The organism is Streptomyces sp. NPDC050508 (assembly GCF_040655155.1).
In the GTDB taxonomy this organism is placed as follows: domain Bacteria; phylum Actinomycetota; class Actinomycetes; order Streptomycetales; family Streptomycetaceae; genus Streptomyces.
The window spans coordinates 132,406-150,231 of sequence record NZ_JBFAJJ010000001.1 but is presented as its reverse complement, the minus strand read 5'-3'; the positions used below and the strand labels follow the sequence as shown (position 1 = coordinate 150,231).

Here is a 17,826-nt window from a genome sequence, read left to right as displayed (position 1 = left end):
CATGACCGTCCGTCTCCACTGGTTCCTGCCGACCGGCGGCGACGGCGGTACGCTCGTCGACCGGCACGTGGTGCGAGGACGCCTGGTTGACGACGGTGGCACTGGCCCAGCACACCGAGCGGCTGAAGTTCCTGGTGGCTTTCCGGCCGGGAGTGATCTCGCCGACGCTCGCCGCGCAAATGGCGGCGACCTATCAACGCGTCACGCGCGGGCGGCTGTTGCTCAACGTCGTCACCGGCGGCGACTCGGCCGAGCAGCGACGCTTCGGCGACCATCTCGACCACGACCAACGGTATGCCCGTACGGACGAGTTCCTGTCGGTCGTACGAGGGGTGTGGCGGGGAGAGCCGTACGACTTCGACGGTGTCCACTACCAGGTCGAGGGCGGGCTGACGGCGCTGCCGCCCGATCCGGTGCCGCAGGTGTTCTTCGGTGGGTCGTCGGCGGCTGCCGGGCCGGTCGCCGCTCGGCATGCGGACGTGTATCTCACCTGGGGAGAGCCTCCGGCGCAGGTCAAGGAGAAGATCGACTGGATTCGCGGGCTCGCCGAGCGGGAGGGGCGGGACGTGCGGTTCGGGGTGCGGCTGCACACCATCTCGCGGGACTCGTCGGCCGAGGCGTGGGCGACCGCGAACCGGCTGCTCGACGACCTCGACGCGGACACCGTCGCGGCTGCGCAGGCGGCGCTCGGGCGCAGTGAGTCGGTGGGCCAGCAGCGGATGCTGGCCCTGCACGGCGGCTCGCGGGACGAACTGGAGATCCATCCGAACCTGTGGGCAGGGGTCGGCCTCGTCCGGGGCGGCGCGGGCACCGCACTGGTGGGCAGCCACGCCGAGGTCGCCGACCTGATCGAGGAGTACCACTCGCTGGGCGTCGAGCACTTCGTGCTCTCCGGCTATCCGCATCTGGAGGAGGCGTACTGGTTCGGCGAGGGCGTGATTCCCGAGCTGGCGGCGCGCGGGCTGGTCGAGGGCGCCAAGGTCGGCTCGCCGTTCCTCGTGGGAAGCGGGCGCTGAGGGCGCGGGAAGATCCATGCCCTCGGTGCTGTTCGTAGAAGCGTGAACAACACGCGTGAGGTCGACGTGGTCGTCATAGGCGCCGGGCAGGCAGGACTGGCCGGTGCCTATCACCTGCGGCGCACCGGTTTCGAGCCGGAGCGCGACTTCGTGGTGCTGGACCACGCGCCCGCGCCGGGCGGGGCCTGGCAGTTCCGGTGGCCGTCGTTGACGTACGGCAAGGTGCACGGGATGCACGCGCTGCCGGGCATGGAACTCACTGACGCCGATCCGGCGCGACCGTCCGCCGAGGTGATCGCCGAGTACTTCGCCGCCTACGAGCGGGCCTTCGACCTGCGGGTACGGCGGCCGGTGGACGTGAAGGCGGTCCGGGAGGGCGTGGACGGGCGGCTGCTCGTCGAGACGTCGGACGGTACGTGGCCGACGCGGGCGGTGATCAATGCGACCGGGACTTGGGACCGGCCGTTCTGGCCTCGCTATCCGGGTCAAGAGACGTTCCGGGGGCGGCAGTTGCACACCGCGCAATATCCGGGGCCCGAGGAGTTCGCCGGGTTGCGGGTGGTCGTGGTGGGCGGGGGTGCGTCCGGTACGCAGCATCTGATGGAGCTCGCCCCGTACGCGGCCGCGACGACGTGGGTGACCCGGCGTCCGCCGGTGTTCCGTGAGGGTCCCTTCACCGAGGACGTGGGCCGGGCGGCCGTCGCGCTGGTGGAGGAGCGGGTGCGGCAGGGGCTGCCGCCGAAGAGCGTCGTCTCCGTGACCGGGCTGCCGCTGAACGACGCGATCCGGCAGGCGCTCGCGGACGGGGTCCTGGACCGGCAGCCGATGTTCGACCGGATCACGCCCGACGGGGTGGACTGGAACGACGGCCGCCATGTGGACGCCGATGTCATCCTGTGGGCGACCGGCTTCCGAGCCGCGATCGACCATCTGGCACCGCTGAAGCTGCGCGAGCAGGGTGGCGGCATCCGAGTCGAGGGAACCAGGGCGGTCGCCGACCCGCGCGTCCATCTCGTGGGCTACGGCCCGTCGGCGAGCACCATCGGCGCGAACCGGGCGGGGCGGGCTGCCGTACGGGACATCAGGCGGTTGCTGGCCGGGGAGCCGGTATCGATCTGAGGTTGTTAGGGGGCGCTCGCGCGAGCGGTGGGATTCACGATCCCGTTCGAGGCGATTTCGAACACGGCAGAACCGGAAGGTACCGGCCGGCCAAAGGCCTTTAAGGGGCGCGGGGAACTGCGCGACCAGCCACAGCTAACCCGCACCCGCCAACGAAACACAAGTCACCCACCCCAAAAGGCGCACAGGGGTCTGACGCCACCCCGCCCACCGCACAGACCGTCCGAGATCAACTCCGCACGGTCCCGCGACACATCGGGCGGCGCCGGCCGGAAAGCCGAGCGCCGCCCCACTTCGTCCCGCGCCGGTCACTTCGTGGGCGACGCGCTGTTCCTCTGGGCCGCGTTGAACTCGGCGACGTTGCGCTGGTGTTCCTCGTAGGTGGCCGCGAAGCGGGTGTCGCCGGGCTTGACCGTGACGAAGTACAGCCAGTCGCCCGGGGGCGGGTTGATCGCGGCGCGCATCGCGTCCTCGCCTGGGTTGTCGATCGGGGTGGGCGGCAGACCCATGCGCTGATAGGAGTTGTAGGGGCTGTCGAGCCGGGTGTCGCTGCTGGTGGTCTTCAACGTGGCGCGGTTCAGGGCGTAGTTGATGGTGGAGTCCATCTGCAGCGGCATGCCGCGCTCCAGCCGGTTGAAGATGACCCGGGCCACCTTCCCCATGTCGGCCTTGGACGCCGCCTCCGCCTGCACGATGCTCGCGATGGTGACCGCCTGATAGACGTTCATCGCGTTGCGCTGGGCACCGGCGGCGACCGGGGCGCCGTTGAACTTCTGGTTCGCGGTGTTGACCATGAACGACAGCAGCGACGCGGGCGTCGACTTCTTCTCCAGCGGATACGTCGCCGGGAAGAGATAGCCCTCGGGGTTGCCCTCCGCGTCGTTCGGCAGCTTCAGGCCGGCTTTCGCGATCGACTTCTTGGTGGTGCCGACCGGCAGCGCGAGGACCTTGTCCACGGCTTCGTAGATCTGGCCCGAGCGCCAGCCCTCCGGGATCACCAGTGACGTGGGCCGCGCGTCCCCCTCACCCTCCAGGCTCAGCAGCGGCACCGCCACGGCGGTGCCGGCCACGACGGCCCCCGTCGCGATGAGGGCGACCCGGCCCCTGCGGGTCAGTCGAATCGTGCTCCGTGGCGGAGTGTTCATCTGCATGCGGGCACGGTAACCCGCATAACGTCACAAACCCGGCATATCTTCAGCTTGTCGGTTCCAGTTGGGCATCCCGGCGTACGAGGGCCGCGTACCGCCCGTCCTGTTCGAGCAGTTCTTCGTGCGTACCCCGCTCCGCCACGTGCCCGGAGTCGAGGACCACGATCTGGTCCGCGCTGCGGATGGTGGACAGCCGGTGGGCGATGGTGAGCGTGGTGCGGTTGGCCGACAGGGCGTCGATGGCGTCCTGGACGGCCGCCTCGGTGCGGTTGTCCAGCGCGCTGGTCGCCTCGTCCAGGATCAGGACCGGCGGGTCGCGCAGGATGGTGCGCGCGATGGCCAGGCGCTGCTTCTCACCGCCGGAGAACCGGTGGCCGCGCTCGCCGACGACCGTGTCGTACCCGTCGGGCAGGCCCGCGATGTGCTCGTGGATCTGTGCCGCGCGCGCCGCCGTGTACAGCTCCTCGTCGGTCGCGTCCGGCTTGGCGAAGCGGAGGTTCTCGGCGACCGAGGCGTGGAAGAGGTACGTCTCCTGGGAGACGACGCCGACGGCACGCGCGAGCGTGTCGAAGTCCAGGTCGCGGACGTCGACCCCGTCGAGGGTGACCCGGCCGCCCGTCACGTCGTAGAGCCGGGGCACGAGATAGCCGAGGGTCGACTTTCCGGCGCCGGTCGGGCCGACGATCGCGAGGCTGTTGCCGGCCGGGACGGTGATGTCGACGCCGTCGAGGATCGGGCCGCTCTTGTCGTCGTAGTGGAACTCGACGTCCTCGAAGCGGACTTCGCCCTTGATGGTGTCGAGGTGGACCGGGTTGTCGCGCTCGGTGATGTCGATCGGCAGGTCGAGGTACTCGAAGATGCGGGCGAAGAGCGCCAGCGAGGTCTGGATCTGGACGCCGGTCGACAGCAGGCTGACGGCCGGGCGGAACAGGCCCTGTTGGAGCGAGACGAAGGCGACGATGGTGCCGATCGAGGCATCCGGGCCACCCAGGTGGAGGGTCATGCCGGCCGTCCAGTAGATGACGGCGGGCATCGCGGCCATGACGATCGAGATGACGGCCATGCGCCAGCGCCCGGCCATGTTCGACCTGACTTCGAGATCGACCAGGCCCTCGGACTCCTCGGAGAAGGACCGGGTGAGCGAGTCGGAGCGGCCCATGGTGCGGCCGAGCAGGATGCCGCTGACGGACAGCGACTCGGTGACGGTGGCGGCCATCTCGGCCATCTGCTTCTGGCGCTGGGTGGCGATCTTCTTGCGCTCGTTGCCGACGCGGCGGCTTATCCATACGAAGACCGGGAGCAGCAGGAGCGAGACGACGGTCAGGCGCCAGTCCAGGGCGATCATCGCGATGATCGTGGCGACCACGCTGGTGAGGTTGGAGACCAGGGAGGTGGCCGTGGAGGTGACGGTGGCCTGCATGCCGCCGATGTCATTGGCTATGCGGGACTGGACCTCGCCGGTGCGGGTCCGGGTGAAGAAGGCGAGCGACATGCGCTGCAGGCGGCCGTAGACCGCTGTGCGCAGGTCGTGCATGACGCGCTGGCCGACCGTCGTGGAGATCAGGGTCTGCAGCACGCCGAAGATGCTGGTCAGGACGGCGCTCAGGATCATGCCGAGCGCGAGCAGGCTCAGCAGGCCGGTGCGGCCCTGCGGGATGGCGACGTCCAGCGTCTCCTTCAGCAGGAACGGGGTCGCCACGGTGACCAAGGACGCGGCGCCGACCAGGAGGCCGACGACCGTGAGCCGGGCGCGGTAGGGCTTGAAGAGCTTGAGGATGCGGCGCACCTGCCGGGGTTGGTCGGTCGAGGCGCCGGGGGACGGTGTCCACTTGATTTCGTCGCGGGGCATGGTCTCCTACGGATGGTGAGGCGATCAGGACTGGTGGAGCAATGAAGACCGGTGGAGCATAGCTCATTGTTACCTATACTCACAATGAACCAGGTCCTGATATTGTTCCCGCATGACCACCCCCGATTCCGACGGCCTGCTCGCGGAGCAGTTGCTGCGGCTCACCCGCAGGGTGAGCCGCATCCAGAAGCGCCATCTGGAGCAGCGCGACCTCGGCATCACCCCCGCCCAGTCCCGATTGCTGCGCACCCTCGCACACTTCGGCTCCCCGCCGCGCATGGCCGACCTCGCCGAGCGGCTTGAGGTGGTGCCGCGCGCCGTGACGACGCTGGTCGACGGCCTGGAGGCGAGCGGCAAGGTCCGGCGCGTGCCCGATCCGTCCAACCGGCGGGTGATCCGGATCGAGATCACGGACGACGGCCGCAAGGCATTGCAGGAGCTGTGGGGTGCGCGGCGGGGGGCGGTGGACGAGATTCTGGCGCCGCTCACGAATGTGGAGCGTGAGGTGTTGCGGGGGTTGCTGGACACGTTGGTGGACGGGGCGCCCGGCGCGCATGAGGGACATGAGCATGCGGGACAGGGGCACGGGCACTCCTGCTGACCCGCGCCGGGGTTCCCTCCGGAGGCCGGACCGGTGTCACTCCGGCCAGTCCGAGTCCTTGATGCGCTCGACGAAGTCGCCGCGCACGAAGCCCGGTACGAAGTGGGCCAGCACGTCCGCCTTTATGTTGCCGAAGGTGGTCTCGGGGCGGTCCTCGATGCCCTCGGTGAAGGCGGCGAGGATCCCGTTCTTGAAGTCCGGGCGGGGGTGTGCCGCCACGACGGCCGCGCGCTGCTCGTCGGAGACGACGTCATAGCCGATACCCAGGACGTCCAGCTCCACCCCCCGGGTGACCAGGGCGACCTCGGCCGACATGTGCAGCGGGATCTCCGGTGTGGTGTGCAGGACGATGCCCGTCCAGACCCGGTCGGCCGACTCACCGGTGATGCCATGGGCGTGCAGGAACCGGCGGGCCTCGTCGGCGCCGTCGATCTCGAAGCGCTGGTCGGTGCGGCGGAACTTCTCGGTGAGCCCGAGATCGTGGAACATCGCGGCCACGTAGAGCAGTTCGGGGTCGTAGTCGAGCCCCTGCTCCCGGCCGCGCAGGGCTCCCCACAGGAACACCCGCCGGGAGTGGTCGAACAGCAACGGCGACGCCGCCTCACGCACCAGCTCGGTCGCCTCCCGCACCAGGGCAGTGTCCGGGATCTCCACTCCTGCGATCACTTCACTCATCGTTCTTGCCTCTCCTGGATGCCGTTGGATGCCGTATGCCTCCAGGATCGTCAGCGGCGTACGCTGGAGCCATGTCCTCACAGCCAGGAAAACCACAGATTCGGACATGGCTCCAGGCGTGGCCTCAGACGCGGCTTCCGGCATGACGCATCGGGTCGGGTTCATCGTCTTCGACGGCGTGACCATGCTCGATGTCAGCGGCCCCGCCGAGGTGCTGGCCCAGTCGGGCCAGCTGGGGCATCCCTACGAGCTGGTGCTGGTCTCGCCCCGCGGCGGCGCGGTCACCGCGTCCAACGGGCTGACGCTGACGGGCACGGTGACCGCGGTCGACGCCGGGCCGGTCGACACCGTCGTGGTTGCCGGGGGCGACCGGCTGGCCCAACAGCCCGCCGAGGACGAACTGTTGACCACGACCCGCACCCTCACCGCCCACTCCGCACGGGTCACGTCCGTCTGCACGGGCGCCTTCGTCCTCGCCCAACTCGGCCTGCTCGACGGCCGTTCGGCCACGACGCACTGGCGGCACGCCGAGACACTCGCCCGCCGTTACCCCCGGGTGCGCGTCGAGCCGGACGCCATCCACGTCCGCGACGGGCACTTCGTCACCTCGGCCGGCATCAGCGCCGGGATCGATCTCGCCCTCGCCCTCGTCGAGGACGACCACGGAGCGGACGTCGCCAGGGACATCGCGCGCGAACTGGTCGTCTTCATGCAACGCCCGGGCGGGCAGTCGCAGTTCTCCACGGCCACCGCCACCCCACCACCGCGCACCGATCCGCTACGGTCGCTGATCGCGTCCGTGCTGGCCGACCCCGCCGCCGACCACAGCCTGTCCGCCATGGCGGCGGCCGTCGCCGTCAGCCCGCGGCACCTGACGCGGCTCTTCCGTACCGAACTCGGTACCACGCCCGCCCGTTGGGTCGAACGGGTCCGCCTCGACCGCGCCCAGCATCTCCTCCTCGAAGGCCACAGCGTCACCTCCGCGGCGCACCACAGCGGGCTCGGCACCGACGAGACCCTCCGCCGCGCCTTCGCCCGCCACTTGGACACGACTCCGACGCACTATCGCAGCCGGTTCGCCAGCACGCACCGCCAGTCATCGATGCCGTAGCCGTGGACTGTCGGCTTCGCTCACGCCTCCACTGAAGGCTGCGTCGGCGTGGCAGTAGCGCGCAGCCCTGTCAGCAACGCAGCCAGGATGCGGGCGAGTTGGGGTTCGACGTCGACCAGCGCATGCGCCAACTCGGGGTGGGTTTCATACAGCGTGCGGAGACGCGTACCGGGGGCTGCCATCTGCAACAGCGCCCCGGCCATGCTCGTCGCCGTGGCGATCACATCAATGGCCGAACGCTCGGTGATCGCGAGCATCCGGCACAACTCGGTTGCCACCGAAGCGACTTCACCGAGTACGACCGTCTTGAACTCGTACACCGAGTCGAGTGAGACGTTGCGTTCCAGGTTCAACGGCGCCTGAGCGAGCAGATCGCAGAAGAACGGCCGCGCGACGAGCGTCTGCGCGACGACGGCCGCGACCGCGTCGGAATCTCCGTCGGCGACTTCACTCAACCGCACCCGAAGCGCCGCCGACCAGTCCTCCCAGCCCTCGGCGGTCAGCGCCAGGAAGATCTGCTCCCGGGTCTCGAAGTACCGCAGCATGGCGGATTTGTGCATGCCCACGGCGGCGGCGATGTCCGTGAGTGTGACCTCGCGCACGCTGCGTTCGGCACCGAGGGATCGTGCGGCGTCGAGGATCGCCCGCTCGCGCTGTTGCTTGGCCGCCGCGCTGCGGGCGCGTTGGGGACTGGGCGTGCTCATGACCCAGAGCATAGCGCAACCCGGTTGCATTAATTTAGCGCAACCGGGTTGCACTAATAACGAAACAGTGTTTTGCTAGATGCATGACTCAGACATGGTTCATCACCGGTTCGTCCCGCGGCTTCGGCCGCAACCTCACCGTCGCGGCCCTGGAGGCCGGCGACCGAGTCGTCGCCACGGCGCGCAAACCGGAACAGCTGGAAGACCTCGTGGAGAAGTACGGCGACCACGTACTCCCCGTCGCACTCGACGTCACCGACCGGGCAGCCGCAACGGCGGCTCTACAGGCCGGGGTCGACCGCTTCGGCGGGATCGACGTGGTCGTCAACAACGCCGGGTACGCCAACCTCTCCCCGGTCGAGACGACACCCGAGGACGACTTCCGTCGACAGTTCGACACGAACTTCTGGGGCGTCTACAACGTCTCGACGGCAGCGCTCCCGTTCCTGAGGGCGCAGGGCGGGGGCACGGTCGTACAGTTCTCGTCCGTCGGCGGCCGGGTCGGCGGGAATCCCGGGCTCGGCTCTTACCAGGCGGCCAAGTTCGCGGTCGACGGCTTCACGCGCGTGCTCGCGGCCGAGACCGCGCCGTTCGGCATCAGGTACCTCGTCGTGGAACCGGGCGGGTTCGCGACCGACTGGGCCGGTTCGTCGATGGAGATCCCGGAGGTGGCGCCGGAGTACGACGAGACCGTCGGCGCGCTGATCCGCTACTTCGACGGTCCCGTGACCGCCGCCGGCGACCCGAAGCGCGCCGGGGAGATCCTGGTCCGCATCGTCAAGCAGCCGAACCTCCCCTCCCATCTCCTCCTGGGAGTCGCCGCCGTCGAGCTGGCTCAGAGCTACTCACGCGACCAGATCGCGCAGGCGGCCGCATGGGAACAGGTGAGCCGGTCGGCCGACTTCGACCAGGACTACCCGGTCGACCTCGTCGACCAGGCATAGGAAAACGGGCCGCGACTCCCCCACCGTACCGATGGACACAGGAGCCACGGCCCGCCACAACGGGGTCAACTGGCCTCGGAAGCAGTCTCCTTGACGACCTGAGCGGGAATCCCCGCCTCTTCCGGTACGACTTCTTCGTCCACGTCTTCCGCTACGACTTCCTCTACGGCTTCCTCTACGGCTTCTTCCTCTACGTCCGTGATCTCGCCGTCGAGGACCCTCTTCGCCCGCTCGATGTCGAGGGCACCCTCCCAGCGGGAGACCGCGAAGACGGCGACGCAGTTGCCGAGGAGGTTGGTGACGACGCGCATCGAGTCCATGATGCGGTCCACGCCGAGGAGCAGGGCGACCGCGCCGGCCGGGATGGCTCCCAGCGAGGAGGCGGTCGCGGACAGGGCGAGGAAGGCCGAGCCGGGGATGCCGGCCATGCCCTTGCTGGTGAGCATGAGCACCAGGATCACGGTGATCTGCTGGCCGAGGCTGAGGTCGACGCCGACGGCCTGGGCGATGAACAGGGTGCCGATGGAGAGGTAGAGCGAGGCGCCGTCGAGGTTGAAGGAGTAGCCGGTGGGCAGTACCAGGCCGACCGCGTCGTCCCGGGCGCCGGCCTTGCGCAGCTTCTGCATCACGCGCGGCATGACGGACTCGGTGGAGGCGGTGCCGAGCGCGAGGAGCATCTCCTCGCGGATGTAACGGAGGAACTTCCAGAGGCTGAGCCCGGTGACCAGCCGCAGCGCGACGGAGAGCAGTGCGACGAAGAGCGCGGCGGCGACGTAGCAGAGGATGATCAGCTTCGCGTAGGTCTTGATGACGCCGAGCCCGTACTGGCCGACCAGGACGGCCATCGCGCCGAACACGGCGAGCGGGGCGAGCCGCATGACGAAGCCGACGATCGCGAAGATGATCTCCTGGGCCTGCTCGATCGCGGGCAGGACCTTCGGCACCTTCGTGTTGCCGAGGTGCAGCAGCGCGGCGCCCACCAGGCAGGCCAGGATGAGGACTTGGAGCAGGGAGTTCTCGGCGAAGGCGCCGACGAAGCTGGTGGGCAGCGCGTTGACGATGAACTCTGTCGTCGAGGGCAGCGCGGCGCCGCCCGTCTTCGCGTCCACCGCCGAGGTGTTCAGCGTGGCCGGGTCGACATGCATCCCGGAACCGGGCTGGACGACGTTGGCGAGGACCAGACCGATGATCAGCGCAGCAGTACTCGCGACCTCGAACCAGATCAGCGCCTTGAGGCCGATCCGGCCGAAGGCCTTGAGGTCACCGGCCTTGGCGATGCCGACGACGACCACGCAGAACACGAGCGGCGAGATGATCGTCTTGATGAGCCGGGTGAATCCGTCGCCGAGGGGCTGAAGGTCCGTGGCCACGTCGGGCCACAGCTTTCCGACGAGGATTCCGAGGACCAGCGCGCAGGCGACCTGCGCGAAGAGTGAGGTACGCAGTATGCGTGCGACGCGTCGCGGCAGGGGCGGGACGGACGGCGGCACGGGCACTCCTTGAGGGGGGACGGTCGTTCGCGGAAGTCGATGGGGGGCGACTTCTGCGATACGGAAAGCGGCTTCCGAGTGGACACTTTGAAGCCGTTGTTGATCGTCCGGAAAACCTCCGTGTGACGGCCGTGTAAATCACGCACCTGAGTGACGCATCGCACGCACAACGCCTCAGCAGCCGCTGCGGTCCTCGGTGAGCACCCCCTGCGCGGTACTCAGCGAACGGTCGTAGCAGCCACCCGAGCCGTACAGCCGGTAGCGCTCGCTCGATGTCCCGACCGCGTGCCGCTGGTCACGAGGCACGTTCAGCGTGTAGGTCGCGTCCCCGCTGTAGGTGTCGTCGAGCCGCGACCACCCCGTCCGGCGCCCGTCCCGCGTGTCGACGACCGCCGCACGGTCGCCGAGCGTGAGAACGGTACGCAGCCGGTCGTCCGTCCCGATCGTCGTCGCGCCGTTCATCGTGTACGTCCGATGCGTGGCCGTCGTCCGGGCCGGTCCACGCCCGTCGACGGTCACCGACTCGTCGTCCGTCCAGGTCGCGTCGAGCCCGTCCATGTTCTCGCCGTCGATCCAACGGTGCACGGAGGTGTTCGCGAGCGTCCGGTCGACGGTGGTCCGCACCCGGCCGTGCGAGGTGTCGACGTACCCGGCAGTGGTCAGCCGATGGCCCGCGTCGGTGTCCACGCGTTCCTCCGAACCGGGCGTGTACGTCGAGGAGTTGGCGAGTTCACCCGCCCGGTCGAGGGTGAGCTTCCCGGTGACGTGGGCCCGCTTCGCGTCCTGCCAGACGAGCACGTTCACCGGCGCGCTCCAACCGCTCTGCCCCTCGGGCACGCCCACGACGGAGACGTCGATGTGGTGCGGTCGGCCGTCGTTGAGCAGTCCGGCGAAGGGCGTGAGGTCGTATTCGATCGGCTTCACGTCGAAGGCACGCGGGCCGGGAATGACGTACCAGAGGAAGGGGTCGGACCAGCCGCCGGTCCACACGTTCGGGAACGGCGCGGCGATTCCCGCGAGTTGGCCGTCGACCTTGATCTGCACCTCGCGGTAGGGGCCCTTGTCGGCCTGGCAGGAGTACGGTGCCGAGCCGGGCACCGCGAGATACCAGAACTCCTCGCAGCCGCCGCCGGACCCGGTGGCGTAGACCTCGGCGACGATGCGTTCGCTGTTGCGCGGAGTGGTGACGGTCGAGTCGGCGGCGGGGGTGAGGACGCGGTCGGGTGTCTGCGCCGCCGCGGGTCTGCCCTCGTAGAACGTCAGCGTGGCCTTGACGCCGATGACACCCGTGTACGTGTCGTCGACGACGTTACCGATGAGCATCTCGACGTCCTGCGCGCTGCGGAAGGTGGCGCTGTAGCGCGTGACGTCCTTCTCGACGGACCAGGTGATGCCGTCGGGCGAGGGCTCCGGCGTGGACGTACGCAGGATCTCGACCCCTCCGACGTGCAGATAGCCGAGTCGGTCGTACTGCCGTCCGGCGACCGTCCCGTCCAGTCTCAGTACGACCTTGCTCCAGCGGTCGCCGCAGTCCTTGGGCGGGGTGTAAGTGCCCTTGTACGGGGTGAAGTCGCGGAACTCGGTGTCGGCGAGGGTGACTTGGCAGGACTTCGTCGCGGGCTTGGAGATGGGCGGGGCGGCGGTGAGGGGGTCGTGCCAGTCGGTGCCGAACTCGGCGGGGACGTCGGTGACTTGGGCCTTCGCATCGGCGGCCTGAGCGGGGCCGGCCCCGAGGAGGGTGCTCGCCAGGAGGGTCGCCCCGGCGAGCATGGACATGACTATCCGGTTTCTCATGGGCGGTGTTCTACCCCTTGAGGTCCGCCCTGTCCCCCATCAGCACGACGGGATGCCTGTCCGGGTCGAGCGTGCGCAGCAGGTACTCCATCGCCCCTTTGGACAGGCTGACACAGGCCGACGTTCCGCTGCCGTGGTCGAGGTGCAGCCAGATCCCGCCACCCTTGTCCTCGCCGTCGGGCTGTTCCGCGTCGTCGGGCGGGGTGCCGGGGACGCGGTTGTAGTCGATGGCGATGACGTAGTCGAAGTCGTGCCAGTGCGACTCGTCCCAGTCGCGCGGCGCCTCGTACGACTCGTCCTGGGAGTACGGGAGTGCCGTGCCCGGGTCGTCGAGCACACCGCCCGCCGCGGTCAGCGTGAACACGCCGACGGGGCTGCGCCTGTCGCCGAGGTGGTGGTCGGTGGTCCAGCCCCTCTTGCCGTTGTGCGCGGGCCAACTGGCGGTCCGGTCCCAGGTGGAGCCGTGCTTCGTGAACAGTACGGCTGTGGAGTCCGGGGAGTCCTTGCCGTCGCCGTAGACCGTCAGGACCTGGCTCGTGTCGGCGGGGATGCCGCGCTGGAGCCGGTCCCCGACGTCCGGGATGCGGGTCGGGTCCGGGACGGCGGAGGCGGTCGCCGGTCTCGGGTGGGTCGCCTGTGCGCCGGGTCTCCCCTTCTGGCCGCCGGGGTGTCCGGTGTGCGCGCTTCCGCACGCGGACAGGGTCGTCATCGTCAGGAGGGAACCGAGAGCCGCCATCGCGACCGTCGCACGTCGTGTGCCGCCACTCTGCATCGGCCCATGCTCACATCGCATTCAGCCACATTGAGTGAGGTCACGGACATCTCACCCCTGATGGGTGAACGCCGGTTCCGACCCCCGGCGGGGAAAACCGCTTGCTTCCGACCACGCTGCGACGCGAACCTTTCACGGTTTGTTGCCGCACTCCGCTCGCGGTTCGTCGCCGCACTCCGCGGTTCCCTCCTCCCCCTTCCCGCCTGAACAAGAGCCACTGGGACGTCATGCAGATTCAAGACCTTCCGTATCCCGACCCGGGTGTGCCGGACGCGCGCTCGGGGCCCCGATTCCTGTGGTGGCTCGGCCGGAATCAGCTCGGTGGACAGTTCAAGTCCCTGGCCTGGGGGCTGCTGCACTTCGTGTCCGTCTCCGCGCTGCCGTTCTGCGTGGGCCTCGCCGTGCAGGCCGTGGTCGACCGCTCCGGCAGTCGGCTGGCCCTGACCGGCGGGCTGATGGCGCTGTGCGGAGCGGGCATCGCCGTGGGCGACACCTTCCTGCACCGGGCCGCCGTCACCAACTGGATCACTGCCGCCGCCCGCGTCCAGCAGCTGCTGGCCCGCCAGGCCGCCCACCTCGGCTCGGCGCTGACCCGGCGGGTGGCGGCCGGTGAGGTCGTGGCCGTGTCGACCGGTGACGTCGAGAAGATCGGCTGGTTCGTGGAGGCGCTGTCGCGCTTCCTGGCCGCCGCGCTGACGATCGTCATCGTGTGCGTCGGCCTGTTCGTCTACCAGCCCGCGCTCGGTGTCGTCGTCGCCGTGGGCGTGCCCGTGCTGGCGGTCTCCGTCCTGCCGTTGCTGCCCCGCGCCACCCGGCGCGCGGACGTGCAGCGCGAGAAGGCGGGCCGCGCCACCGAACTGGCCTCCGACACCGTCGCCGGACTGCGGGTGCTGCGCGGCATCGGCGGTGAGGAACTCTTCCTCGACCGCTACCGCCGGGCCTCCCAGGAGGTGCGCCACGCGGCCGTGCGCAGTGCCCGGATGTGGTCGTTGATCTCCGCGATCCAGGTGCTGCTGCCGGGCCTGCTGCTGATCGTGGTCGTCTGGCACGGTGTGCAGCTGGCCCGCCAGGGCCGAATCACCGTGGGCGAACTGGTCACCGTCTACAGCGCGGTGATGGTCATGTCCTACCCGCTGCGGCACTTCGAGGAGATCGCCATGGCGTACTCCTTCTCCCGTCCCTCGGCGAAACGCGCCGCGCGCGTGCTGTCCCTGGAGCGGGTCACCGACACCGCGGGGACGCGCGCGGAGGAGCTGCCCACCGGGGATCTGTACGACCCGGCCACCGGACTGCTCGTACCCTCCGGCCGGTTCACCGCCGTGGTGTGCGGTGACCCCGACGCGGCCGGGCGGCTGGCGGAACGCCTCGGCGGACACCCCGCCGAGGCGGGCACCTCCGTGCTCCTGGACGGCGTACCACTCGACGAACTCCCCCTCGCCTCGGCACGCACCGCCGTCCTCGTCCAGGACAAGGATCCGGTACTCCTGTCCGGTTCCCTGCGCGAACTGCTGGACGTGCCCGCCTCGGGTGCGGTCGGTGCCGAGGAAGCCCTTGCCGCCGCGCAGTGCGGGGACGTGCTGGTGGCCCTCGCCCAGGGGTCGCTCGACACCGAGGACCCGATGGACGCCCGCATCACCGAACGCGGACGCTCCCTCTCCGGCGGCCAGCGCCAACGGCTCGCCCTGGCCCGGTCGTTGATCACGGACCCGGAAGTACTCGTCCTCGACGAGCCGACCTCCGCCGTCGACTCCCACACCGAGGCCCGGATCGCCGACGGCGTACGGGAGTTGAGGACCGGCCGGACCACGGTGGTGTTCACCACCTCGCCCCTGCTCCTGGACCACGCGGACCGGGTCGTGCTCGTCCACGAGGACGAGGTCGTCGCGGTCGGCACACATCGCGACCTGCTCCACAACGACCCCCGGTACCGGGCCGTGGTGACGCGCGAGACCGAGGACGAGTCCGCGCTGCGCGAGGCACTGGACCACGACGAAGCCGCTCTGCGGAGCGCACTGGAAGAAATCGAGGAGAGCGCATGATCGGCGTGGCGCCCCCGGCCTACGACCCCGCGGCCCCGACCACGGCCAACACCCTGCCGGTCGGCGCCCCCGCGACCGTACGCGCCTACGTGTCCGAACTGTTCCGTCGGCATCGCCGTGCCTTCCTCCTCCTCGTCGCCGTGAACACGGTCGCCGTGATCGCGTCGATGGTGGGCCCCTATCTGCTCGGCGACGTCGTCGAGCGGGTGTCGGACGGAGCGCGGGAACTCCATCTGGGCCTGACCATCGGGCTGTTCGTGGTCGCCCTCGCCGTCCAGGCTGTGTTCATCCGGCAGGTACGGCTGCGCGGCGCGATGCTCGGCGAACGCATGCTGGCCGATCTGCGCGAGGACTTCCTCGTACGGTCGGTCGGGCTGCCTCCGGGTGTCCTCGAACGGGCCGGCACCGGCGACCTCCTGTCCCGTATCACCACCGACATCGACCGGCTCGCCAACGCGATGCGCGAGGCCGTACCGCAGTTGGCGATCGGTGTGGTGTGGGCGGTGCTGCTGCTCGGCGGTCTGGTCGTGACCGTGCCGCCGCTGGCGCCCGCCGTGCTGGTCGCGGTGCCGGTGCTGGTGATCGGCTGCCGGTGGTACTTCAAGCGGGCACCGGCCGGCTACCGCTCGGAGGCCGCCGGATACGCCGCCGTGGCCGCGGCCCTCACCGAGACCGTGGACGCCGGCCGGACCGTCGAGGCCCATCGCCTCGGTGACCGGCGCATCGCCCTCTCGGAGCGCCGCGTCAAGGAGTGGACCGCCTGGGAGAACTACACGCTCTGGCTGCGGTCGGTGCTCTTCCCGGTCATCAACGTCACTCATGTCACGGTGCTCTGCTCGGTCCTGATGCTCGGCGGGGTGTTCGTCCTGCACGGCTGGATCGGGGTGGGTGAGCTGACGACGGGCGCCCTCCTCGCGCAGATGCTCGTCGACCCGGTGAACCTGATCCTGCGCTGGTACGACGAGCTCCAGGTCGCCCAGGTCTCGCTGGCCAGGCTGGTCGGCGTCCGGGACATCGAGCCGGACGCCGGGGACTCCGCCCTGTCCCCCGAGGGCCGGGACGTGCACGCGGACCGGGTGCACTTCGGCTACCGCGAGGGCGTCGACGTGCTCCGCAAGGTGTCCCTGGAGGTCGCGCCGGGCACCCGACTGGCCCTGGTCGGCCCCTCGGGCGCGGGCAAGTCCACCCTGGGCAGGCTGCTCGCCGGGATCTACGCGCCCCGGGACGGCCGGATCACCCTCGGCGGCGCCGAACTGTCCCGGATGACCGCGGAACACGTCCGCTCCCACGTGGCCCTCGTCAACCAGGAACACCACGTCTTCGTGGGCTCCCTGCGCGACAACCTCCTGCTCGCCCGGACCGACGCGTCGGACGCCGAGCTGTGGGTGGCACTGGTCGCGGTCGACGCGGACGGGTGGGCGCGGGCGCTGGACGACGGCCTGGACACCGAGGTCGGCTCGGGCGGGCTCGCGCTGACCCCGGCGCAGGCCCAGCAGATCGCGCTGGCCCGGCTGGTGCTGGCCGACCCGCACACCCTGGTCCTGGACGAGGCGACCTCGCTCCTCGACCCGCGTGCGGCCCGTCACCTCGAACGCTCCCTGGCCCGCGTCCTCGACGGCCGCACGGTCGTCGCGATCGCCCACCGCCTGCACACCGCCCACGACGCGGACGTCATCGCCGTCGTCGAGAACGGCCGCATCAGCGAGTTGGGCAGCCACGACGAGTTGGTGGCGGCGGAGGGGGCGTACGCGGCGCTGTGGCGGTCGTGGCACGGGTAGCTCCGCTGGTCGAGCGGTGACTGGGCTCGGTCGGTGAGTACCTGCGGGTCGGTGGGGGCTGGTCGCGCAGTTCCCCGCGCCCCTGACGGGGCACGGTCCTTGCGCACCGTCGCCCCCGGCCCGGGCCCGTGCCGTTGCGCGCGAGGGAAAAGGGGTGGAAGGCTGGGGAGCGGCACCGGTTCGGGGAGTGCCCGGGAACCACACGGTTCGTGCCGGGCGCCGCCTGTGCCCCGTGCAGCGGCAGCCCGCCGCCGACCGCGGTGAGTACGGGCCGGTCCCCACCACCTGGAGGTACCCGTGAACAGCGCCGACGGATGGGGAGACGACGTCTACCAGCCCGACGGATCCGAGGTACAGGACGACGCGGGTCTGCTCGACGCGGAGGACACCCTGGTGGCGGACGGTGTCGAGGATCCTCTCGACCGCGGCTGGTCCCCACCGGACCGCCCCTGGGCGGTGGAACGCGCCGATGTCACGGCCGCGGTGCGTCAGCACGGGGAGTCGCTCGACCAGCGCCTCGCCGACGAGGTCCCGGATCTCGCCATGTCCGACGGAGACGGCCTCGGCGACTCCGAGGACACCGACGGCGAGCTCCGCGACATCGAGGTCGGGGACACCCGCTCCGGCCGGCTCGTGGCACCCGACGAAGGAGCACACGAGGACGAGGAGAGCGGCCTGATCGCCACGGACGTGGGCATCGACGGCGCGGCGGCCTCCGCCGAGGAGGCCGCGATGCACATCGTCGACGAGGACGAGGACTCCCTCTACGGCTGACCTCGCCGCCCC

Annotated in this window: 14 protein-coding genes and 1 pseudogene; 8 read left to right on the top strand and 7 right to left on the bottom strand. The window is 70.0% G+C overall.

Features of this window, described 5'->3' with window-relative positions:
• The first annotated feature begins 1 nt into the window (after position 1).
• Together AB0I69_RS00740 and AB0I69_RS00735 are read left to right on the top strand one after the other, a co-directional pair.
• Positions 2–1,016: pseudogene (locus AB0I69_RS00740) on the top strand (LLM class flavin-dependent oxidoreductase).
• Positions 1,017–1,058: 42 nt separating this feature from the next.
• On the top strand, positions 1,059–2,135 hold the full coding sequence (locus AB0I69_RS00735; RefSeq protein ID WP_363093280.1) for an NAD(P)-binding domain-containing protein: 1,077 nt from the start codon (positions 1,059–1,061) through the stop codon (positions 2,133–2,135).
• Between the two features lie 308 nt (positions 2,136–2,443).
• Here the strand turns inward: AB0I69_RS00735 and mltG are convergent, their stop codons facing one another.
• Together mltG and AB0I69_RS00725 are read right to left on the bottom strand one after the other, a co-directional pair.
• Entirely contained in the window at positions 2,444–3,286 is an 843-nt protein-coding gene (gene mltG, locus AB0I69_RS00730) for an endolytic transglycosylase MltG (RefSeq protein ID WP_363093279.1), read from the bottom strand.
• A 43-nt stretch (positions 3,287–3,329) separates the two neighbouring features.
• Positions 3,330–5,132: an ABC transporter ATP-binding protein gene (locus AB0I69_RS00725; protein ID WP_363093278.1), complete on the bottom strand. Its 1,803-nt coding sequence runs from the start codon at positions 5,130–5,132 to the stop codon at positions 3,330–3,332.
• A gap of 112 nt (positions 5,133–5,244) precedes the next feature.
• Between AB0I69_RS00725 and AB0I69_RS00720 the strand changes: the two genes are divergently transcribed.
• Positions 5,245–5,733, top strand: a complete 489-nt coding sequence (locus tag AB0I69_RS00720) for a MarR family transcriptional regulator (RefSeq protein WP_363093277.1) — start codon at positions 5,245–5,247, stop codon at positions 5,731–5,733.
• 36 nt (positions 5,734–5,769) lie between these two features.
• On the opposite strand, the gene AB0I69_RS00715 is transcribed toward AB0I69_RS00720, so the two are convergent.
• Positions 5,770–6,408 carry an HD domain-containing protein gene (locus AB0I69_RS00715; protein WP_363093276.1) on the bottom strand — a complete coding sequence of 213 codons (639 nt, stop codon included), beginning with the start codon at positions 6,406–6,408 and terminating at the stop codon, positions 5,770–5,772.
• A 142-nt stretch (positions 6,409–6,550) separates the two neighbouring features.
• On the opposite strand from AB0I69_RS00715, the gene AB0I69_RS00710 reads away from it, so the two are divergent.
• Positions 6,551–7,519, top strand: a complete 969-nt coding sequence (locus AB0I69_RS00710) for a DJ-1/PfpI family protein (protein ID WP_363093275.1) — start codon at positions 6,551–6,553, stop codon at positions 7,517–7,519.
• A 20-nt stretch (positions 7,520–7,539) separates the two neighbouring features.
• Here AB0I69_RS00710 and AB0I69_RS00705 read toward each other — a convergent pair whose 3' ends face one another.
• Positions 7,540–8,223, bottom strand: coding sequence for a TetR family transcriptional regulator (locus tag AB0I69_RS00705; protein WP_363093274.1), 684 nt, complete (start codon positions 8,221–8,223; stop codon positions 7,540–7,542).
• A gap of 83 nt (positions 8,224–8,306) precedes the next feature.
• Here AB0I69_RS00705 and AB0I69_RS00700 point away from each other — a divergent pair, with 83 nt between their 5' ends.
• Positions 8,307–9,167, top strand: a complete 861-nt coding sequence (locus AB0I69_RS00700) for an SDR family NAD(P)-dependent oxidoreductase (protein WP_363093273.1) — start codon at positions 8,307–8,309, stop codon at positions 9,165–9,167.
• Positions 9,168–9,232: 65 nt separating this feature from the next.
• Here AB0I69_RS00700 and AB0I69_RS00695 read toward each other — a convergent pair whose 3' ends face one another.
• The 3 genes from AB0I69_RS00695 to AB0I69_RS00685 form a co-directional block, all read right to left on the bottom strand.
• Positions 9,233–10,657: a cation:dicarboxylase symporter family transporter gene (locus AB0I69_RS00695; protein WP_363093272.1), complete on the bottom strand. Its 1,425-nt coding sequence runs from the start codon at positions 10,655–10,657 to the stop codon at positions 9,233–9,235.
• Between the two features lie 174 nt (positions 10,658–10,831).
• Positions 10,832–12,451, bottom strand: coding sequence for a peptide-N4-asparagine amidase (locus tag AB0I69_RS00690; RefSeq protein ID WP_363093271.1), 1,620 nt, complete (start codon positions 12,449–12,451; stop codon positions 10,832–10,834).
• A gap of 10 nt (positions 12,452–12,461) precedes the next feature.
• Complete coding sequence (locus AB0I69_RS00685) at positions 12,462–13,223, bottom strand: L,D-transpeptidase family protein (RefSeq protein WP_363093270.1); 762 nt, start codon at positions 13,221–13,223, stop codon at positions 12,462–12,464.
• A gap of 227 nt (positions 13,224–13,450) precedes the next feature.
• On the opposite strand from AB0I69_RS00685, the gene AB0I69_RS00680 reads away from it, so the two are divergent.
• From AB0I69_RS00680 to AB0I69_RS00670, 3 genes are all read left to right on the top strand, one after another.
• Positions 13,451–15,262, top strand: coding sequence for an ABC transporter ATP-binding protein (locus AB0I69_RS00680; RefSeq protein WP_363093269.1), 1,812 nt, complete (start codon positions 13,451–13,453; stop codon positions 15,260–15,262).
• Positions 15,259–17,040, top strand: coding sequence for an ABC transporter ATP-binding protein (locus tag AB0I69_RS00675; protein WP_363093268.1), 1,782 nt, complete (start codon positions 15,259–15,261; stop codon positions 17,038–17,040). The genes AB0I69_RS00680 and AB0I69_RS00675 overlap by 4 nt, the downstream gene beginning before the upstream one ends.
• A gap of 297 nt (positions 17,041–17,337) precedes the next feature.
• Entirely contained in the window at positions 17,338–17,814 is a 477-nt protein-coding gene (locus AB0I69_RS00670) for a DUF5709 domain-containing protein (RefSeq protein ID WP_363093267.1), read from the top strand.
• Positions 17,815–17,826: the final 12 nt, after the last annotated feature.

What these genes read in the sequence shown, in the direction of transcription:
- AB0I69_RS00690 (WP_363093271.1), bottom strand. Translation starts at nt 12,451, where the DNA reads ATGAGAAACCGGATAGTCATGTCCATGCTCGCCGGGGCGACCCTCCTG.
- AB0I69_RS00710 (WP_363093275.1), top strand. Translation starts at nt 6,551, where the DNA reads ATGACGCATCGGGTCGGGTTCATCGTCTTCGACGGCGTGACCATGCTC.
- AB0I69_RS00725 (WP_363093278.1), bottom strand. Translation starts at nt 5,132, where the DNA reads ATGCCCCGCGACGAAATCAAGTGGACACCGTCCCCCGGCGCCTCGACC.
- AB0I69_RS00675 (WP_363093268.1), top strand. Translation starts at nt 15,259, where the DNA reads ATGATCGGCGTGGCGCCCCCGGCCTACGACCCCGCGGCCCCGACCACG.
- AB0I69_RS00705 (WP_363093274.1), bottom strand. Translation starts at nt 8,223, where the DNA reads ATGAGCACGCCCAGTCCCCAACGCGCCCGCAGCGCGGCGGCCAAGCAA.
- AB0I69_RS00685 (WP_363093270.1), bottom strand. Translation starts at nt 13,223, where the DNA reads ATGCAGAGTGGCGGCACACGACGTGCGACGGTCGCGATGGCGGCTCTC.
- mltG (WP_363093279.1), bottom strand. Translation starts at nt 3,286, where the DNA reads ATGCAGATGAACACTCCGCCACGGAGCACGATTCGACTGACCCGCAGG.
- AB0I69_RS00720 (WP_363093277.1), top strand. Translation starts at nt 5,245, where the DNA reads ATGACCACCCCCGATTCCGACGGCCTGCTCGCGGAGCAGTTGCTGCGG.
- AB0I69_RS00700 (WP_363093273.1), top strand. Translation starts at nt 8,307, where the DNA reads ATGACTCAGACATGGTTCATCACCGGTTCGTCCCGCGGCTTCGGCCGC.
- AB0I69_RS00715 (WP_363093276.1), bottom strand. Translation starts at nt 6,408, where the DNA reads ATGAGTGAAGTGATCGCAGGAGTGGAGATCCCGGACACTGCCCTGGTG.
- AB0I69_RS00680 (WP_363093269.1), top strand. Translation starts at nt 13,451, where the DNA reads ATGCAGATTCAAGACCTTCCGTATCCCGACCCGGGTGTGCCGGACGCG.